This is a genomic window from Coprobacter fastidiosus, assembly GCF_030296935.1.
Classification (GTDB): domain Bacteria; phylum Bacteroidota; class Bacteroidia; order Bacteroidales; family Coprobacteraceae; genus Coprobacter; species Coprobacter fastidiosus.
In genome coordinates, this window is the sequence record NZ_AP028032.1 from 2,734,141 (window position 1) to 2,751,337 (window position 17,197).

A 17,197-nucleotide genomic window follows, 5' to 3' on the forward strand; every position below is an offset into this window, starting at 1 on the left:
GATTTTATATTCGTTTTATTCGAACGAACCCATTTGAAGCATGGTGACTTCTTGTTGAGTAAGATAACGCCAGCGTCCTCTGGGTAAGTTTTTCTTAGTCAGTCCGGCGAAATAAACCCGGTCGAGTTTTGTCACTCGGTATCCTAAAGCTTCGAAAATACGGCGGACGATACGGTTTCGTCCGGAGTGAATTTCGATTCCGACCTGATTCTTATCCGTATCGGTTGCATAGCTGACAGCATCGGCGTGAATAGGTCCGTCTTCTAATTCAATGCCATCTGCAATCCGTTGCATGTCTTCTTCCGAAACATCTTTATCTGTCCACACGTGATAGATTTTTTTCTTGATAAATTTCGGGTGAGTCAGTTTTGATGCCAAATCTCCGTCATTTGTCAATAATAGGACTCCTGTGGTATTCCGGTCTAATCTACCTACCGGATAGATACGTTCTGTACATGCGTTTCGGACAATATCCATTACGGTCAGACGGCCTTGAGGATCGTCTGATGTCGTCACGCAATCTTTCGGTTTATTCAGTAAGACATATATTTTATGTTCCAAAGTCACAACTTTATCTTGGAAAGTAACGACGTCGCTACGGGTAATTTTAGTCCCGAGTTCGTTCATGACGACTCCGTTTACTTTTACGAGACCTTGCTGTATGAATTCATCAGCTTCACGACGAGAACATACTCCGGCATTGGCCATATATTTATTTAAACGTATAGGTTCGTTCGGATCTACGTTTATTTCTTCATAGATGATCCGTTTGCGTTGTTGAGAATAGTCGTCTCGACGTTGCGGTCTGTTGTTATTATATGGTCTGTTACCGTTTCTGTTATTATTGTATGAGCCGTTGTTACGGTTATTATAAGGCCTGTTCCCGTTATTGGAATTGTTCCCGTATGCCGGACGATTTGCCGGACGATAGGGGCGGTCGTTGTTTTCACTGTTGTAACGGGGACGGTCGTTATTATAAGGCCTGTTATTATACGGTTTATTGTACGGGCGATCATTGTTATAGGAACGGTTTCCCGCATCCCCATAATTGTTGGTTCGGTTATAACCGGATGATTGCCTGTTGCCGTTATAAGGTCTCTTGTTGTTTTCTCCGTAAGAAGGGCGATTATAATTTCTTTCGCCATTATTGATCCGGGGTCTTCTTTCCGGATCGAACGTGTTTTCGGTTCTTCGAGAATAATCTACTTTTTCGTATCTTTCTACACTACCGTCACGGCCGGCGACACTTTTACTCTCTCCAATACGAGGTCGCCTTGGTTTGTTTTCTCTTTCCATAGGGAATCTTTTGAATTGTAATTAATATAAAGAGTGAGCCTCTCGGCCTACCTCCAAATGTTTATTTAATTTGAAAGATAATTATTTCTTTGCAAAGATGCAAATGTTTTTTTAATTATGGTAATAATCAGCCGTTTTTCTGCATTTCTTAACGTGTAAATTTCGGTTCTTTGCAAAAAAATACTTTTGAGAACGTAGCGTGCTATTAATAATCTGAAAAAGTGATCTAAAAAAGAGAAACACGAAAGAATAAATAGAAACCTTTTCCTAACTTTGCAAAGTTATATGTTTATGAATCGAAATAATAATATAAAAGAAATAGGTTATGGAAATTATTAAACCCGGACAGTTTGTTGAGGCAACTTACGATCTTTTTGTCGGAGCTGAAAATGAACTTATGGAACGGGCAACTAAAGAGCTTCCTCTTCGTTTTGTTTTCGGTGCTGATCAGATGTTACCTTCTTTCGAGGCAAAACTGAAAGGTCTGAAAGCCGGAGATAAATTTGAATTTGTAATACCTTGTAATGATGCTTACGGAGAGAGAGATGAGGAACATGTCCTTGAATTGAATAAAGATATGTTCATCGTTGACGGCAAGTTTGATGAGGAGATGATTTTTCCGGGAAATACAGTTCCGATGATGGATGCCAGCGGAAACCGACTGAATGGTTCTGTCCTCGAAGTTAAGGAAAATGTCGTGGTTATGGATTTTAATCATCCGTTAGCAGGAGAAGATTTGCATTTTGTAGGTGAAATTGTAACGGTGCGCCCGGCTACACCTGAAGAATTGCATCCGTCTTGTGGCGGCTGCGGTGGCGGTTGCAATTGTGGTGACGAGCATCACAACGATTGCGGCGGCGGGTGTTGTCATTAAGATATTATTCTCGGTTTATTGAGAAAAAGGAACTCTGATTTTTCAGAGTTCTTTTTTTTACCGTTTGTTGAATCGTTTAGTGTCGGTTTAAATTTTACACAGACCAAGTTTTAGAGAAATCCACAAGAATAGTACTCCATGTCGAGAGGAGAATACCGACAATGTAATAGACTGAAAAAAACGCAACGGTGACTTGATGATGATTATCTTATCGGAAAATTTAGACTCTGAATGTTTTTTGATAGATATTGTTATTAAAGTTGTTTTGTGTGTATTTTTGATTCTTTTGTTCGGAAAAGGATCAAAAAAACGGGAAATGATAGATTTGTTAGTTTCTCATTTCCCGTTCTATTTTTATCTGAATGTTTCGGTGAGTTGCCGTATCTCGGTAAAAGATGATTTTTTATTGTAAAGGATATTATATACAGCATCGAGTATAGGCATCTCGACATTGTATTTTTCATTTACTTCTTTAATACATTTAGTGCCGTAATAGCCTTCTGCCACCATTTCCATTTCGATTTGTGCTGTTTTTACAGAATACCCTTTGCCTATCATCGTGCCGAATGTGTGATTTCTGCTGAATCGGGAATAAGCCGTTACAAGCAGGTCTCCGAGATAAACCGATTCACAGATGTTTCTGTCTATCGGATTCACGGCATTGACAAAACGATTTAATTCTTGAATGGCATTTGAAATTAATACTGCCTGAAAATTATCACCGTATTTTAATCCGTAACAAATTCCTGCAGCAATGGCATATACATTTTTCAGTACCGAACCGTATTCGATTCCTTCGACATCTTGAGAGATGCTTGTTTTCAAGAAATTGCCGTTTAACATGTTTGCGACAATCTTTGCCCGTTCTGTGTCGGCGCATCCGATAGTCAAATAGGACAGCCTTTCTAAGGCAACTTCTTCGGCATGACAAGGTCCTCCGATTACAGCCAGATTTTCCGCAGGTACATTGTATATCTTTTTCAGATAATCCGTGACGATCATATTTTCGTCGGGAACGATACCTTTGATCGCAGAAACAATAAATTTATTATATAGCGGAGTCTTTAATTTCTTCAGGTGTTGTTTTAGATAAGGAGACGGCGTAACGAAAATCAGCGTATCCGAATTTCTGATCGTCATATTCAGATTATTGCTGAAATGAATACGACTTATATCGAATTTGACACTCGACAGGTAAGCCGGATTATGCCCCAGACGTTTAAAATCATCGATACGATCTTTTCTCCGCATATACCAATTTATAGAATCGGTATTGTTGAGGATAAGCTTAGCGATGGCCGTAGCCCATGTACCTCCCCCTATGATAGCTATTTTTCCCGGTAGATTCATTTTTTTTGCTTTTTTTATTTAGCTGCTTCTACCCAAGCCTTTACATCATCTACTGAAGGATTGGTCAATTCAAGTTTGTATTTTTTATTGATTCCGCAAATTTCCTGATGCAGTTTATTCGGGTTTGCTTCGGTCAAGGCGTCAACGGTTAAATATCCGGCTTTTTGTATTGGAGCTACCCACTCTGACGGTATCCCGATTGCAGTGTATTTGCTTTCTGCATCTTTTTTCTGAGTCTTTTCAGGACGCATTTGTGGGAATAACAATACTTCTTGTATGGTCGATTGTCCGGTCATAAGCATTACCAGACGGTCCATTCCTATCCCCATGCCGGATGTAGGAGGCATTCCGTATTCAAGAGCACGGATAAAGTCGTTGTCGATAAACATCGCTTCGTCATCGCCTTTTTCAGAGAGCCGTAATTGCTCTTCAAAACGGAATCGTTGATCTATCGGATCGTTTAATTCCGAATAAGCATTACACAGTTCTTTTCCGTTTACCATGAGCTCGAAACGTTCTGTCAATTCAGGATTGTTACGATGACGTTTACAAAGAGGGGACATTTCGATAGGATAATCTGTGATAAAAGTCGGTTGAATATAGTTCCCTTCACATTTTTCTCCGAATATTTCATCGATAAGTTTTCCCTTACCCATTGTCTCGTCCACCTCGACACCTATCTTTTTGCAAACTTCCCGTAGTTGATCTTCGTTCATTCCGGTAATGTCGATACCTGTAAATTCCTTGATGGCATCGATCATCGTTACGCGTTTAAAAGGAGCTTTAAAACTGATTATGTTTTCACCTACTTTGACTTCGGTCGTTCCGTTTACATCCAAACATATTTTTTCGAGCATCTGTTCGGTGAAATTCATCATCCATTGGTAATCTTTGTATGAAACATATATTTCCATGCATGTGAATTCCGGATTGTGAGTACGGTCCATCCCTTCGTTACGGAAGTTCTTTGAAAATTCATATACTCCCTCAAATCCTCCTACGATAAGACGTTTCAGATATAATTCATCGGCAATACGCAAATATAACGGTATATCGAGCGCATTATGATGCGTTATAAACGGACGTGCGGAAGCTCCTCCCGGAATCGATTGAAGAATGGGCGTTTCTACCTCCATGTATCCTTGCGCATTGAAATACTCACGCATAGAATTGTATATCTTGTTTCGTTTGATGAAGATATCTTTTACCCCTTCATTGACAACAAGATCTACATACCGTTGACGGTAACGGAGTTCAGGATCTTCGAAAGCATCGTATGCTACGCCGTCTTTCATTTTGACGATCGGTAACGGACGTAAAGATTTTGATAAAACGGTAAGTTCTTGAGCGTGAACGGTTATTTCACCCATTTGAGTGCGGAATACAAAACCTTTAATTCCGATAAAGTCTCCTATATCCAGAAGTTTTTTGAAAACCGTATTATACAACTCTTTGTCTTCTCCCGGACAGAGATCATCCCGGGATATGTAAACTTGTATACGTCCCGTAGAATCTTTTAATTCTATGAACGATGCTTTTCCCATGATACGGCGGCTCATGATACGTCCCGCAACAGATACTTGCCGGGGAGCATCTTCATCTTTAAAAGAAGATTTTATTTCGGTTGTGTAAGCATTGACTTTATATTCGGCAGCAGGATAGGGATCTATTCCCATTTTCCGCATTTCTTCAAGACTCCCTCGTCTTATGATTTCTTGTTCGCTTAAATCAAGTAAGTTCATGTGTCGTAAATTTATCGTTTCATTGCCGTAACATATATCCATCGTTCTAAAGGACATACCATTTTCACTGCACATCTTTTTGTGCATTATACGGATTTTGCAAAAATACAAAACTTTATGCGAAACCTGTGTATGATTATGTCTAATTTATTACAAAAGTGTTTCTTCCTAAAAAAAAGCTGTGTTGTTTGTTTGAAAGGAAAGACTTATTATAACTTCTTAAGGCCTATCTGAATCTTAAATAGAAAAATATTATCCGGTCATTCTTATGTTTTCTGCCGGTCAATAACGATGTTGACGGTATCGGCAGGTTCTCCTATCAAGATAGAAACCGACCATTCTCTTGTGGATTGTTCTCAATCTTTATTCGGGCAAATTTTAGACAGAAGTTTAATTCTCTTTGTATTTTCGTTCATATTCTTTCAACATACGGCTTACATTGAAATAGAATCCTTCTGTTTTATCAGGATTTTCGCTTACTTCGATAAAGTCGTAGTTAGGTTCAACGAAGACATATTTGTCAGCTTTATATCCGATGCTGTTGATAATGTCATATTCATGCGTCGAATTGATTACATACCATGCTGTTTCCGGAGATTTCCCATCTCCGGTAGAACGGATAGCTTCGAGAAGTTGTCGCATTTTTGTAGTCCATATTTGGGCTTTTTCCTTATCACCTTTAGTCTTGTATGCATACGCCAATAGATGCATCTGTCTTAGGTCGAACGGAAAATTATCCAACAACCGGATTGCGTAATCGATGATTGTGTCGCATTCTGCTGCTGTGTGTGTCGGTTGAGAGTATAATTTCATGATCTCTTCAGGGTGTTTGTTTACTCGATAAGGATTATAACCCTCTTGAAAACTGTATCCTAAATATAGATGTCTTAACTCTTTCAGTGTAAATGTCGTGTCGTTGTTCAGAAAGCGTTTTATCAAATAAGGGTAATAGAGGTGGGAATTGTAGTTACGGATGTTTTTATGTATTTCTTTTAAATTCGGAATTTTGAAATCTTTGTCTTCCGCTTTTATGGACGGAATGAACAGAAATAAAGAAAGGAGAAATATAATGAGTCTATTTTTCATTGCCTGATTGGATTTTGCTATCTCAACAAAGATAGGTAAAAATCTCTCTTTGACAGATAAATTTCAATGTAAAGACTGTATATTTTTACCTTTTTTAGAGGCTATTTGCAGATCTCTGCTATTTTGTATAGCAGGAGAAAGAACTTCTGAATTTTAGTACTGCCAGATGATATTATTTACGGTTTTTCAGTTCTTCTATCAGTCCGTTACAAGCATCTTCCAAAATGTCCAGTACGAGTTCAAACCCGTCGCTTCCCGAATAGTAGGGGTCGGGGATATGATCGTATGGTAATTTTCTGCAAAAATCGGTAGTTCTCCGTATTTTTGCAAGCGATTCCGGATCGGGGGCTAATCGTTGTAGATTGCTGATATTTGTATCGTCCATGCCGAGAATTAAATCGAATTTTTCAAAATCATCCCATTTTATTTGTCTTGATCGGTGAGTCAGCTTATATCCTCGGCGGGCGGCATGGGCACGCATTCGGCTGTCCGGCAGTTCTCCGGCATGACCTCCGTACGTTCCTGCAGAATCTACTTCGATATTCTCAGACAGTTTTGCTTTTTGCAATAGCTTCTGCAATATTCCTTCGGCAGCCGGGGATCTGCAAATGTTGCCGAGACAAACAAACAATATTTTGTATTTTTTTTCCATCGTTGATGTTTGTATTAAAAGCGACACGCATGCGATTTTCGCATGCGTGTCATGTAAGTCTCTTATTGTAATCGAGGTATAATAGCCTCGTACAAATCGAACTGATTAGTTTTTGGGTTCTACAGAAATGTAAGAACGATTATCTTTTTTTCTGCGGAATACTACCATACCGTCCACTAATGCAAACAATGTGTGGTCTTTACCCATACCTACGTTTTCACCCGGATGGTGAACTGTACCTCTTTGGCGTACGATAATGTTTCCTGCTTTTGCAAACTGTCCGCCAAATACTTTAATACCCAGTCGCTTACTTTCCGATTCACGACCGTTCTTCGAACTACCGACACCTTTCTTGTGAGCCATTTTTCTTAGAATTTAATAAGTTAAGCAACAATTTCTTTAATTAACACTTGTGTAAAGCATTGACGGTGTCCGTTGCGTTTGCGATATCCTTTTCTTCTTTTTTTCTTGAAAACGATTATGCGTTCTCCTTTCAGGTGAGAAAGTACTTCGCATACAACTTTTGCGCCCTCTACGGTAGGAGCGCCAACTTTTACCGTTCCGTCGTTGTCGAGTAACAATACTTTGTCAAATTCGACAGAAGCGCCTTGTTCGGCTGCGAGACGATGAACATACAATTTTTTGCCTGCTTCGGCCTTAAATTGTTGTCCTTGAATGTCAACAATTGCGTACATCTGATATAATTTATTATTCAGGTTACCTCCAGTGGGTGGGTGATTTTTATCACCGCTTATTTATACCCAGCACGGAATGAGGGTGCAAAATTAATGCTTATTTTTTGTATTTCCAAATCTTTCTATTCAAAATTCGGAACAGTATTTTTATTTCATCCCGAACAAGATAGATTCTTAGAACTTTTTCTTGTTCGGGCAATGGATTTATAAATCAGAGTTTTGCTTTTATGGCTTTTGTTTCTGCTTCATATCCCGGTTTTCCGAGTAGAGCGAACATGTTTTTCTTATATGCTTCTACTCCGGGTTGGTCAAAGGGATTTACTCCCAATATATAACCGCTGATGCCGCAGGCTTTTTCAAAGAAGTAAATCAGTTGTCCCAGGTAATATTCGGTGATCTCCGGAATTTCTATTTTCAAATTGGGGACACCTCCATCGACATGGGCGATTTGAGTTCCGAGTTCGGCCATTTTGTTCACTTCGTCTACTCGTTTGCCGGCAAGAAAGTTCAGTCCGTCTAAGTTTTCTTCATCGGCAGGAATTTCGACTTTATATTTCATCTTTTTTACGGAAAGAACCGTTTCGAAAATCGTGCGTTCTCCGTCTTGTATCCATTGCCCCATAGAGTGCAGATCGGTGGTAAAATCTACCGATGCCGGGTAAATCCCTAGATGATCTTTACCTTCGCTTTCTCCGTATAGCTGTTTCCACCATTCTGCAAAGAAGTGCAGCTTGGGATTGAAGTTGACGAGTATTTCTATTTTTTTTCCGGCTTTGTATAATATGTTGCGGGTTGCAGCATAAACGGCTGCCGGATTTTCTGTAAACGGTACATTTTCCCCGCATTTATTTTCCATTGCAACTGCGCCTTTTACCAATTGGCGAATATCATATCCGGCTACGGCGATAGGTAACAGCCCTACCGGAGTGAGTACCGAAAAACGTCCGCCTACATTATCCGGAATTATGAATGTCTTATATCCTTCTTTATCCGCCAATTTTCGTAAAGCACCTTTGGATGCATCGGTTATGGCGATGATGCGGTTTTTAGCTTCGTTTTTGCCGACTTGATCTTCCAATTGTTTTTTCAACAGCCGGAAAGCTAATGCCGGTTCGGTCGTTGTTCCGGATTTTGAAATATTGATTAATCCGAATTGACGATTTTGCAAAATATGTTGTAGTTCGTACAGATAATCTTCTCCGATATTTTGTCCGGCAAACAAGACTAAAGGAGCACTTTGCTTGGTTTGCATTTGTATGAATGTGTTCGACAGCGCTTCTAACACGGCTTTAGCTCCTAAATAACTACCTCCTATACCGATTGCAACAACAATCTCGCATCGGTCTTTCAATTGTTTGGCCGCGGCTTCGATATCCGATAATTCTGTTTCACTGATCGAGGAGGGCAGATGCAGCCATCCGAGGAAATCATTTCCTTTTCCGTTTCCTTTATGTAATGTCTTTATAGCATCTTCTGCTTTTGGAGCGGCAGAAAGAAGTTGCTCTTTTGCACCTTTACCAAGGGCTTTTTCAATGTTTAAGTTAATAGTTTCCATACGGGCTAACAAGAATTAATTAATTCTCAAATGTATAAATTATAATCGAAATAATGCAATTATAAAGGCTAAAATTCTTTTTTATATATACTTCGGGTAGTGAGAACGGATGTATGTGTTATCTTTGCCGTCTGAATAAAAATGATCAATCTTTTATCTTTTGCATAATAATAAGCGTATGCGTTTTACCAACAGACAAATTTGGCAAATGGCCTATCCCATTCTCATCAGTTTGCTGATGGAACATTTAATCGGACTTACCGATACGGCATATTTGGGACGTGTCGGAGAGGTAGAGCTGGGAGCTTCTGCATTGGCCGGAGTTTATTATTTGGCGATTTTCATGTTGGGATTCGGCTTCAGTATCGGAGTGCAGATTATAATTGCCCGTCGTAACGGGGAGAAGCGTTATTCCGATATCGGGGGAATTTTTTTGCAAGGGGCGATGTTCCTTATGCTGTTGGCAGGGGGTGTGTTTGTGATTTCGAAGCTCTATTCTCCGATATTTTTACGTTCGATAATACAATCTGATCTTGTATATGAAGCAACGGTCAGTTATATGAACTGGCGTATTTACGGTTTTTTCTTTTCTTTTATCGCTGTTTTATTCAGGGCGTTTTATGTCGGAATTACTTATACCCGTATTCTGACGATCAATTCCGTTGTTATGGTATTGACAAATATTATTTTGAATTATGTGTTGATTTTCGGTAAATTCGGATTCCCCCAGTTGGGTATCGCCGGAGCGGCCATAGCTTCCAGTACTGCCGAAGCGGTGTCTGCTTTATTCTATATTTTATATACTTGGATTAAGATCGATTGGAAGAAGTACGGTTTTTCTTTCAATATCAAATTTCATCCGAAGATGCTGGGGAGGATACTTTCGACCTCTATCTGGACGATGTTGCAGACTTTCTTGTCTATGAGCACATGGTTTTTGTTTTTTGTTTCGGTCGAGCACTTGGGAGAGCGTTCTCTTGCGGTCACGAATATAGTCAGGAGTGTTTCTTCTTTACTTTTTATCGTAGTCAATGCATTCTCCTCGACGGCAGGATCGCTGACGAGTAATCTTATGGGAGCGTCGGAGCAAAGTGCAGTTCCCCGTTTAGGAATGAGGATAACCCGAATGTGTTTTTTCTGTTGTTTGCCGATATTGTTGCTTATCGCTTTATTCCCTTCGGAGGTATTGCGTATTTATACCGATAATACAGGTTTGATAGAGAATGCCGTACCATCTTTGTGGGTAATGTTGTCTTCTTATTTGTTTTTTGTTCCTGCTATGATTTGGTTTACGATTGTTTCCGGTACGGGAAATACTCGTCAGGCATTTATGCTCGATCTTGCGGCATTGTCTATATATGTCGCTTATGTATTGTATGTCGCTATCGGGCTTAAAGCCGATGTTGCGGTATGTTGGACTTCGGATCATGTATATGCCGTTTTTATGCTGTTGTTCTCTTTTTTGTATTTGAAAAAGTCCGATTGGCGTGAAAAACGATTATGATAAAATAATGTCCGAACTGTTAATAAAGCATTTTATATGTCGGGCGATGATAGAAAGTCCGATATAAAGGCGTACATTTGAAATGTGATTCCGGAATACATCGGGATTACTAACGATTATTTAATGATATTTGAAAATTTGAAATTGACAGAGCCTGTTCTTAGAGCTCTTCAAGATGAGGGGTATATTACCCCGACGCCGATTCAGGCAAAAGCAATTCCTTGTGTTTTAGATGGTAAAGATTTATTAGGTTGTGCGCAGACCGGAACAGGTAAGACCGCAGCATTTTCGATTCCCATAATACAGAATCTCTTAGCGGAAGCCGGAGGAAACGGACGGAAGTCTGTCCGGGCATTGATATTAACCCCTACTCGGGAATTGGCGGCTCAGATCGGAGACAATATAAATGCTTATAGTCGTCATACCCGATTGAAACATACTGTTATTTTCGGTGGCGTATCGCAGAAATCTCAAGTAGAGGCTTTACGGAAAGGTGTCGATATATTGGTTGCCACACCCGGACGCTTGCTCGATCTGGTAAATCAGAAGATTATCGATTTACAGACGATACGTTTCTTTGTTCTCGATGAGGCCGACCGTATGTTGGATATGGGATTTATTCATGATATAAAGAAAATATTGCCGTTGTTGCCTCGTAAGAGACAATCTCTGTTTTTTTCGGCTACGATGCCTGCCGAAATCGAAAAATTATCACGACAGATATTGAATCATCCGGAGATGATCGAGGTAACGCCTGCTTCATCTACCGTTGATGTAATTGAGCAGCATGTTTATAGCGTGGAGAAGGCTGATAAAAGTAAATTACTGCTTCATCTTTTACAAGATAAGAATATCGAATCGGTTTTGGTTTTTACTCGGACAAAGCACGGGGCGGATAAGGTTGCCCGAATATTGGGTAGATCGGGAGTTAAAGCGGAGGCTATTCATGGAAATAAATCTCAGAATGCGAGGGTAAAAGCCATGAATAATTTTCGGGATCATATTACCCGGGTCTTAATTGCTACGGATATAGCGGCTCGGGGGATAGATATTGATCATCTTTCTCATGTTATAAATTATGATTTACCGAATATTCCCGAAACTTATGTTCACCGTATCGGCCGTACGGGACGTGCCGGACGCAGTGGCGCTGCATTTTCGTTTTGCGACTCTGAGGAAAAGGTCTATCTGAGGGACATAGAAAAATTGACCGGCAAACATATCGTCGAGATTAAAGAACATCCTTTTAATGCAGGTGTTGTAAGACCTGTACCCGTTTTTTCGGAGAAGGAAGAATTGAAGAGAACCGTAAGACGTGAGGATAGGAAAAGTTACCGGAATAATCGTTTTCAGAATAGTCTTGGAAGTCGTTCAGATGTGCGGGCGTAAATTAGGTAATATTTAATCGAAGTAGAATTTTAGATTGACGATGGCAAATCAGTCTTCATAAAAAAATATTTTTAATGATCTTGATCGGTTTTTTCAGGAGTTTTCCTCTAACACGGTAAGAATAGATCTTATATTTAAGATTAGTGATTTTTAAATACGAAAGAGCCAACTTTAAGTATTTCGATTATAAAATTTAATCAGAATATCTTTGTATTTCTTTCAGCTTATTGATGAATATAATGTATATAAGATGTCTATTATTAGAATTAACCAATTGATGGATTTTTATAATTGTTCTTATTTATAATTGTTGTTTCTTTTAAAGTAATTATCTTTGCAAAGTTAAAATATTGATAGCATTAGCTATTGTTTTGAGGACTAAGAAAACGACCAAATTTCAAAAACAACCTCGAAAAACATTAGTTAGTGCCTGCGTCTATGGCGTGGGCATTACTTCTGTCATGGTTGTTGGGTGCTTGGTCGTACCTCTTAGTCAGACAAAGTAAGTCCACGCTTTTTGCGTGTTCAAATGATAGAGGTGTGCTATTACATTATTCATCTTTAAATACACGTAAAAAATATGAAAGGTTGTCTTGTTGGAATTTTATTTATCATTTTGTTATTTTTCGGTCCAATTGGTTGGGTGTGTGCCGCAGTATTAGGAATAATACTGCTTACTTTTTTGTCGAAAAAGTAATGAATACGAAATTGTGAAGACGGGAGTACTGCCAAGATGCGGTTTCCCGTTTTTTTTTTGATATGAAGAATGTTATATAAAAGATTAGGCCGGCAGTTTCTGTTTTCGATAAATTTCTTATTTTTGTTTCGTTGCAAATAAATGTGGAATGTTGTTAGAAGCAGAAAATATATTGTATTGGATATCGGGCTGGTTTGATAATACGTCGTTAAGCCCAGCTCGTTCTTTGTTTTTTTCCCGGGTTATCATACTCGTTGCGATTTTATTGTTGGCAGTAATTGCCGATTATATCTGTCGCTATTTTATAAATAGTGTGGTGCATCGGATTGTGAAAAGTACGAAAGCTGAGTGGGACGATATGCTGTTTGACCGGAAATTGCTCAATAAACTTGCATTGACCGTGCCGGCCGTAATGATTTATTTTTTAATACCTCTGGCTTTTCCCGAGCAACCGGTCGCTTTATCATGGGTACTGAAACTTTGTATTGTTTATATCATTGCGGTCGTTCTGCGTTTTTTCAATTCATTTCTTAATATTCTGCTTGAGTTGACCAACCGGAAGGAAAAACTGCGAGACCGACCTGTAAAAGGCCTGTTCCAAACTTTACAGGTTTTATTGTTTTTTGTCGGTACAATATTTATTATCAGTATAATCATAGACAAATCACCGTTATCTTTATTCGCCGGGTTAGGGGCTTCTGCCGCAATTCTTATGTTAGTGTTTAAAGATACGATCATGGGATTCGTTTCGGGAATACAGTTGTCTGCAAATGATATGTTGCGCCCCGGAGACTGGATTACCGTTCCGAAACATGGGGCGAACGGAAGAGTGATCGAGGTCACTTTAAATACTGTAAAAATCAGAAATTTCGATAATACGATCGTTACCGTTCCTCCGTATGCATTGGTGAGTGATTCTTTTCAGAACTGGAGAGGAATGGAGGAGTCGGGAGGGCGTCGCATAAAGCGTGCGGTACATATCGACATGAACAGTGTGAAATTTTGTACTCCCGAAATGTTAGAGCGTTTTTGTTGTTTAGACGGTGTTCGCGAATGTGTCGATTATAAAAAAGAACTTTCGCCTCAGAGCCGTTTGACCAATATCGGACTGTTCCGGGCTTACCTCGATCGTTATATCCGGGCATTACCCGAGTGCAATGAGGACCTGACGATTCTTGTCCGTTATCTTGAAGCAACGGATAAAGGAATGCCTTTGGAGATCTATTTTTTCACAAAAAGAAAAGAATGGCCGTTGTACGAAGCATTGCAGGCGGATGTTTTGGATCATATTATGGCTGTTCTACCAGAGTTCGACTTAAGAGTATTTCAGAGTCCTTCCGGCGCTGATTTTCGTTTTTTGTCAAGCAGATGAAAGTTCTGTTCTAATAAAATATAAAAAATAAACACGGGAGAAGTCGTCTCGTGAAAATGTCGTATTTTTACCCGTTGAAGACAGTATTGTATTACTTGTCGGGTTAAGATTATGGATATTAAGAAGATACTCGCATTTTTATTTTTTTTATGTTCGCTGGCAACAGGATATTCTTCCGTAAACGATTCCTTAAAAATCAGTTTGATAACCTGTTCTCCGGGATCTCAAGTATATGAGCTGTTCGGGCATACGGGATTGCGTGTGCAAGATGTATCACGAAATGTAGATGTCGTTTTTCATTATGGCGTGTTCAGTTTCAATACCCCGCATTTTATCTATCGTTTTACTAAAGGAGAGACCGATTATAGTATAGGGCTTGCCGATTTCAGGGATTTTGTCTATAACTATGCTGTACGGGGAAGTAAAGTTTCAGAACTTCCTTTAGAGCTGACGGCAGAAGAGAGTAAGCGCGTATTTCAGGCTTTGATTATTAATAATATGCCCGATAATCGTATATATCGGTATAACTTTCTGTATGATAATTGCGCCACTCGTCCTCGTAATGTGATAACGGAAAATTTATCGGGGCAGATACAGTATAAAGATCCGGACGAAAAAGTGACATTCCGTGAGATGATTCACGATTGCACGCATAATTATCCGTGGCTTACTTTCGGAATAGATCTGGCTTTGGGAGCACCCCTCGACCGGACGATTAGTTATGAAGAACAGATGTTTCTTCCGGATGTGCTTATGGGTGCATTTGAAGATGCCCGTGTCGTAAAAGGCGACTCGGTGCGCTATTTGTCCGGAGAGCCGGTTTTATTGCTCGCCGCAGATACTATGCGTATGACGTCTGCAACTGTTCGACCGACCGGTATATCTCCTTTATTTGCTGCATCTTTGCTGTTGTCGGTGGTAGTTATAATTTCTGTCGTAGAAATTATAAAACGTCGTCATTACCGTATTGTAGATACGGTTTTGTTTTCGATCTACGGGTTGGTAGGGTGTCTATTGTTCTTCTTGATGTTTATATCTACCCATCCGGCTACCTATCCGAATTATTCGGGATTCTGGGCTAATCCTTTTTTATTGATATTACCTGCAATCATTTGGGTAAAATCTATGAAAAAGGTCGTCTGTTATTATCATTTTATTAACTTTGCGGTGCTTTTCTGTTTATTGGCAAGTTGGTATTGGTTGCCTCAACAGATGAATATTGCATTCTTGCCTTTAGTGTTGGTATTGGCCGTTAGGTCTGTGACCTATATATGGGTGAATCGCAGGAAGGAAAAGATTGCAGAAAAAGAAATTATAGAAAAATGAATAAAGTTATAGCATCCTTGATTTTAGTATTGATGACCGCGCCTTTGGGGGCTCAGGTTCCGGCCGATGTGCCTAAGTTGGTTGTCGGTATTACTATAGATCAGTTGCGTACCGATTATTTGCAGATGATGCGGCATGTGTTCGGGGATAAAGGCTTCAAGCGTTTGATGGACGAGGGCTTGCTATATGATCAAGTTACATTCGATTTCCCGAATATCGATCGTTCTTCTGCAACGGCATCTATTTATACGGGAACGTACCCGGCTTATAATGGAATTGTGGCCAATACATTATATAATGTTGGGGAGGATAGGGTGGAATCTATCTTGTATGATCCTGCTAAAATGGGAAATTATACGAATGAAACGGTTTCTCCTAAGAATTTGTTGACCTCGACGATTTGTGATGAGTTGAAAATCGCGACAGAAGGTGTCTCTCGTGTTTTTTCCGTCGCACCGACTTTCGAACAGGCGATACTGAGCGGAGGACATGCTGCAAACGCCGTATTCTGGATTGATAATGACAACGGGAAATGGGCATCTTCTACGCATTACAAAGATATTCCGGCTTATATCGACCAATATAATATAGAATCGGGACTCGACCGCCGTATAGATACGATTGTCTGGCAACCATTGCGTTCGGCAACGGATTATACAGGCTTGTCTTATCTGAGTAGCGACTATATGTTTAAGCATATATTCGATAAAGGAAAGCATAAGAAATACGATTACTTTAAGACCAGCGGTTTGGTGAATGAAGAGGTAAACCGGGTCGTGGAGGCTTTTCTTACTAAAGGCGAGTTGGGGAAACAAATGTATCCCGATATGTTGAATATCGGGTATTCTGCTGCCAATTACCAAGGAAAAAGCATTCAGGAGTATAGTCTTGAAATTCAAGATACTTATTTGCGCCTTGATCAGGAAATCGCTCGTTTGTTGGAGATGATCGACAAGAATGTCGGATTGAAGAATACGGTGATTTTCCTGACCTCTACCGGATATTTTAACGGAGAGGCGAAAGAGGTGGGGATATATGAAATTCCTGCAGGAGAGTTTTATCCTGAGCGGGCTACCTCTTTACTCAATATGTATTTGATGGCGGTTTACGGACAGGAGAAATGGGTACTCGGTTATCATGACCGTCAGATATTTTTGAATCGGAAACTGATTTCGGATAAAGAAATGAGTTTGAAAGATGTTCAGCTCAAAGCTGCTGAATTTCTTGTTCAAATGACAGGGATACAGGATGTGACGACATCGTTCCAGATGTTGCACGGAAATTGGAATAACCGGATCGATGCTATTCGTCGGGGGTATCATCGTAAATTATCCGGAGATCTTCTTCTCGAGGTTCAGCCCGGTTGGGAAATCGTATATGAAAATACGGATAATCCACGTGAATATGTTCGGGAGAATGCGATTCCAGCTCCACTTATTTTCTTTGGTAAAGACATAAAACCTCAGCATATCGCCCGGCCTGTTCGGGTTACAATGATCGCACCTACGGTTTCACGTATTTTGCGGATACGTTCTCCGAATGCCGCATCTCAACCGGCGCTTCCCGAAATCCGGTAAAATGAGAAAGTCGTTTCGGTGAAATAAATCGGATAGAATCCATGTGAAATTCTGAATTGTTCCGATATTGAATTTATCGAAT

The 17,197-nt window shown here is 39.8% G+C and carries 14 protein-coding genes; 6 read left to right on the forward strand and 8 right to left on the reverse strand.

Going from position 1 to position 17,197, the window contains the following annotated elements; translation table 11 throughout:
* Nucleotides 1-15 precede the first annotated feature (15 nt).
* A complete protein-coding gene (locus QUE35_RS10870) occupies nt 16-1,296 on the reverse strand; it encodes a pseudouridine synthase (protein WP_009319067.1) in 1,281 nt (426 codons plus the stop codon).
* 325 nt (nt 1,297-1,621) lie between these two features.
* Between QUE35_RS10870 and QUE35_RS10875 the strand changes: the two genes are divergently transcribed.
* A complete protein-coding gene (locus tag QUE35_RS10875) occupies nt 1,622-2,170 on the forward strand; it encodes an FKBP-type peptidyl-prolyl cis-trans isomerase (RefSeq protein WP_009319066.1) in 549 nt (182 codons plus the stop codon).
* Between the two features lie 354 nt (nt 2,171-2,524).
* Here QUE35_RS10875 and QUE35_RS10880 read toward each other — a convergent pair whose 3' ends face one another.
* From QUE35_RS10880 to QUE35_RS10910, 7 genes are all read right to left on the reverse strand, one after another.
* Complete coding sequence (locus tag QUE35_RS10880; protein WP_022600884.1) at nt 2,525-3,520, reverse strand: NAD(P)H-dependent glycerol-3-phosphate dehydrogenase; 996 nt, start codon at nt 3,518-3,520, stop codon at nt 2,525-2,527.
* A gap of 14 nt (nt 3,521-3,534) precedes the next feature.
* Nucleotides 3,535-5,262: a lysine--tRNA ligase gene (gene lysS / locus QUE35_RS10885; protein WP_031258456.1), complete on the reverse strand. Its 1,728-nt coding sequence runs from the start codon at nt 5,260-5,262 to the stop codon at nt 3,535-3,537.
* 390 nt (nt 5,263-5,652) lie between these two features.
* Entirely contained in the window at nt 5,653-6,348 is a 696-nt protein-coding gene (locus QUE35_RS10890; protein WP_009319062.1) for a DUF4919 domain-containing protein, read from the reverse strand.
* Between the two features lie 172 nt (nt 6,349-6,520).
* Nucleotides 6,521-7,000 (reverse strand): low molecular weight protein-tyrosine-phosphatase, encoded by a 480-nt coding sequence (locus QUE35_RS10895; RefSeq protein WP_009319061.1) that lies wholly within the window; start codon nt 6,998-7,000, stop codon nt 6,521-6,523.
* Nucleotides 7,001-7,105: 105 nt separating this feature from the next.
* The gene (gene rpmA, locus QUE35_RS10900; RefSeq protein ID WP_009319060.1) at nt 7,106-7,363 is read right to left on the reverse strand and encodes a 50S ribosomal protein L27; all 258 of its coding nucleotides are present in this window, start codon (nt 7,361-7,363) and stop codon (nt 7,106-7,108) included.
* Between the two features lie 20 nt (nt 7,364-7,383).
* Nucleotides 7,384-7,695, reverse strand: coding sequence for a 50S ribosomal protein L21 (gene rplU / locus QUE35_RS10905; RefSeq protein ID WP_009319059.1), 312 nt, complete (start codon nt 7,693-7,695; stop codon nt 7,384-7,386).
* Between the two features lie 211 nt (nt 7,696-7,906).
* Nucleotides 7,907-9,250 (reverse strand): glucose-6-phosphate isomerase, encoded by a 1,344-nt coding sequence (locus QUE35_RS10910; protein ID WP_009319058.1) that lies wholly within the window; start codon nt 9,248-9,250, stop codon nt 7,907-7,909.
* Nucleotides 9,251-9,428: 178 nt separating this feature from the next.
* Here QUE35_RS10910 and QUE35_RS10915 point away from each other — a divergent pair, with 178 nt between their 5' ends.
* The 5 genes from QUE35_RS10915 (at nt 9,429) to QUE35_RS10935 (ending at nt 17,115) form a co-directional block, all read left to right on the forward strand.
* On the forward strand, nt 9,429-10,754 hold the full coding sequence (locus QUE35_RS10915; protein WP_022600882.1) for an MATE family efflux transporter: 1,326 nt from the start codon (nt 9,429-9,431) through the stop codon (nt 10,752-10,754).
* Nucleotides 10,755-10,877: 123 nt separating this feature from the next.
* Nucleotides 10,878-12,143: a DEAD/DEAH box helicase gene (locus QUE35_RS10920; RefSeq protein WP_031258453.1), complete on the forward strand. Its 1,266-nt coding sequence runs from the start codon at nt 10,878-10,880 to the stop codon at nt 12,141-12,143.
* Nucleotides 12,144-12,988: 845 nt separating this feature from the next.
* A complete protein-coding gene (locus QUE35_RS10925) occupies nt 12,989-14,212 on the forward strand; it encodes a mechanosensitive ion channel family protein (protein ID WP_022600880.1) in 1,224 nt (407 codons plus the stop codon).
* Nucleotides 14,213-14,323: 111 nt separating this feature from the next.
* Nucleotides 14,324-15,538, forward strand: a complete 1,215-nt coding sequence (locus QUE35_RS10930) for a lipoprotein N-acyltransferase Lnb domain-containing protein (RefSeq protein WP_022600879.1) — start codon at nt 14,324-14,326, stop codon at nt 15,536-15,538.
* A complete protein-coding gene (locus QUE35_RS10935; protein ID WP_009319053.1) occupies nt 15,535-17,115 on the forward strand; it encodes an alkaline phosphatase family protein in 1,581 nt (526 codons plus the stop codon). The genes QUE35_RS10930 and QUE35_RS10935 overlap by 4 nt, the downstream gene beginning before the upstream one ends.
* Nucleotides 17,116-17,197 lie beyond the last annotated feature (82 nt).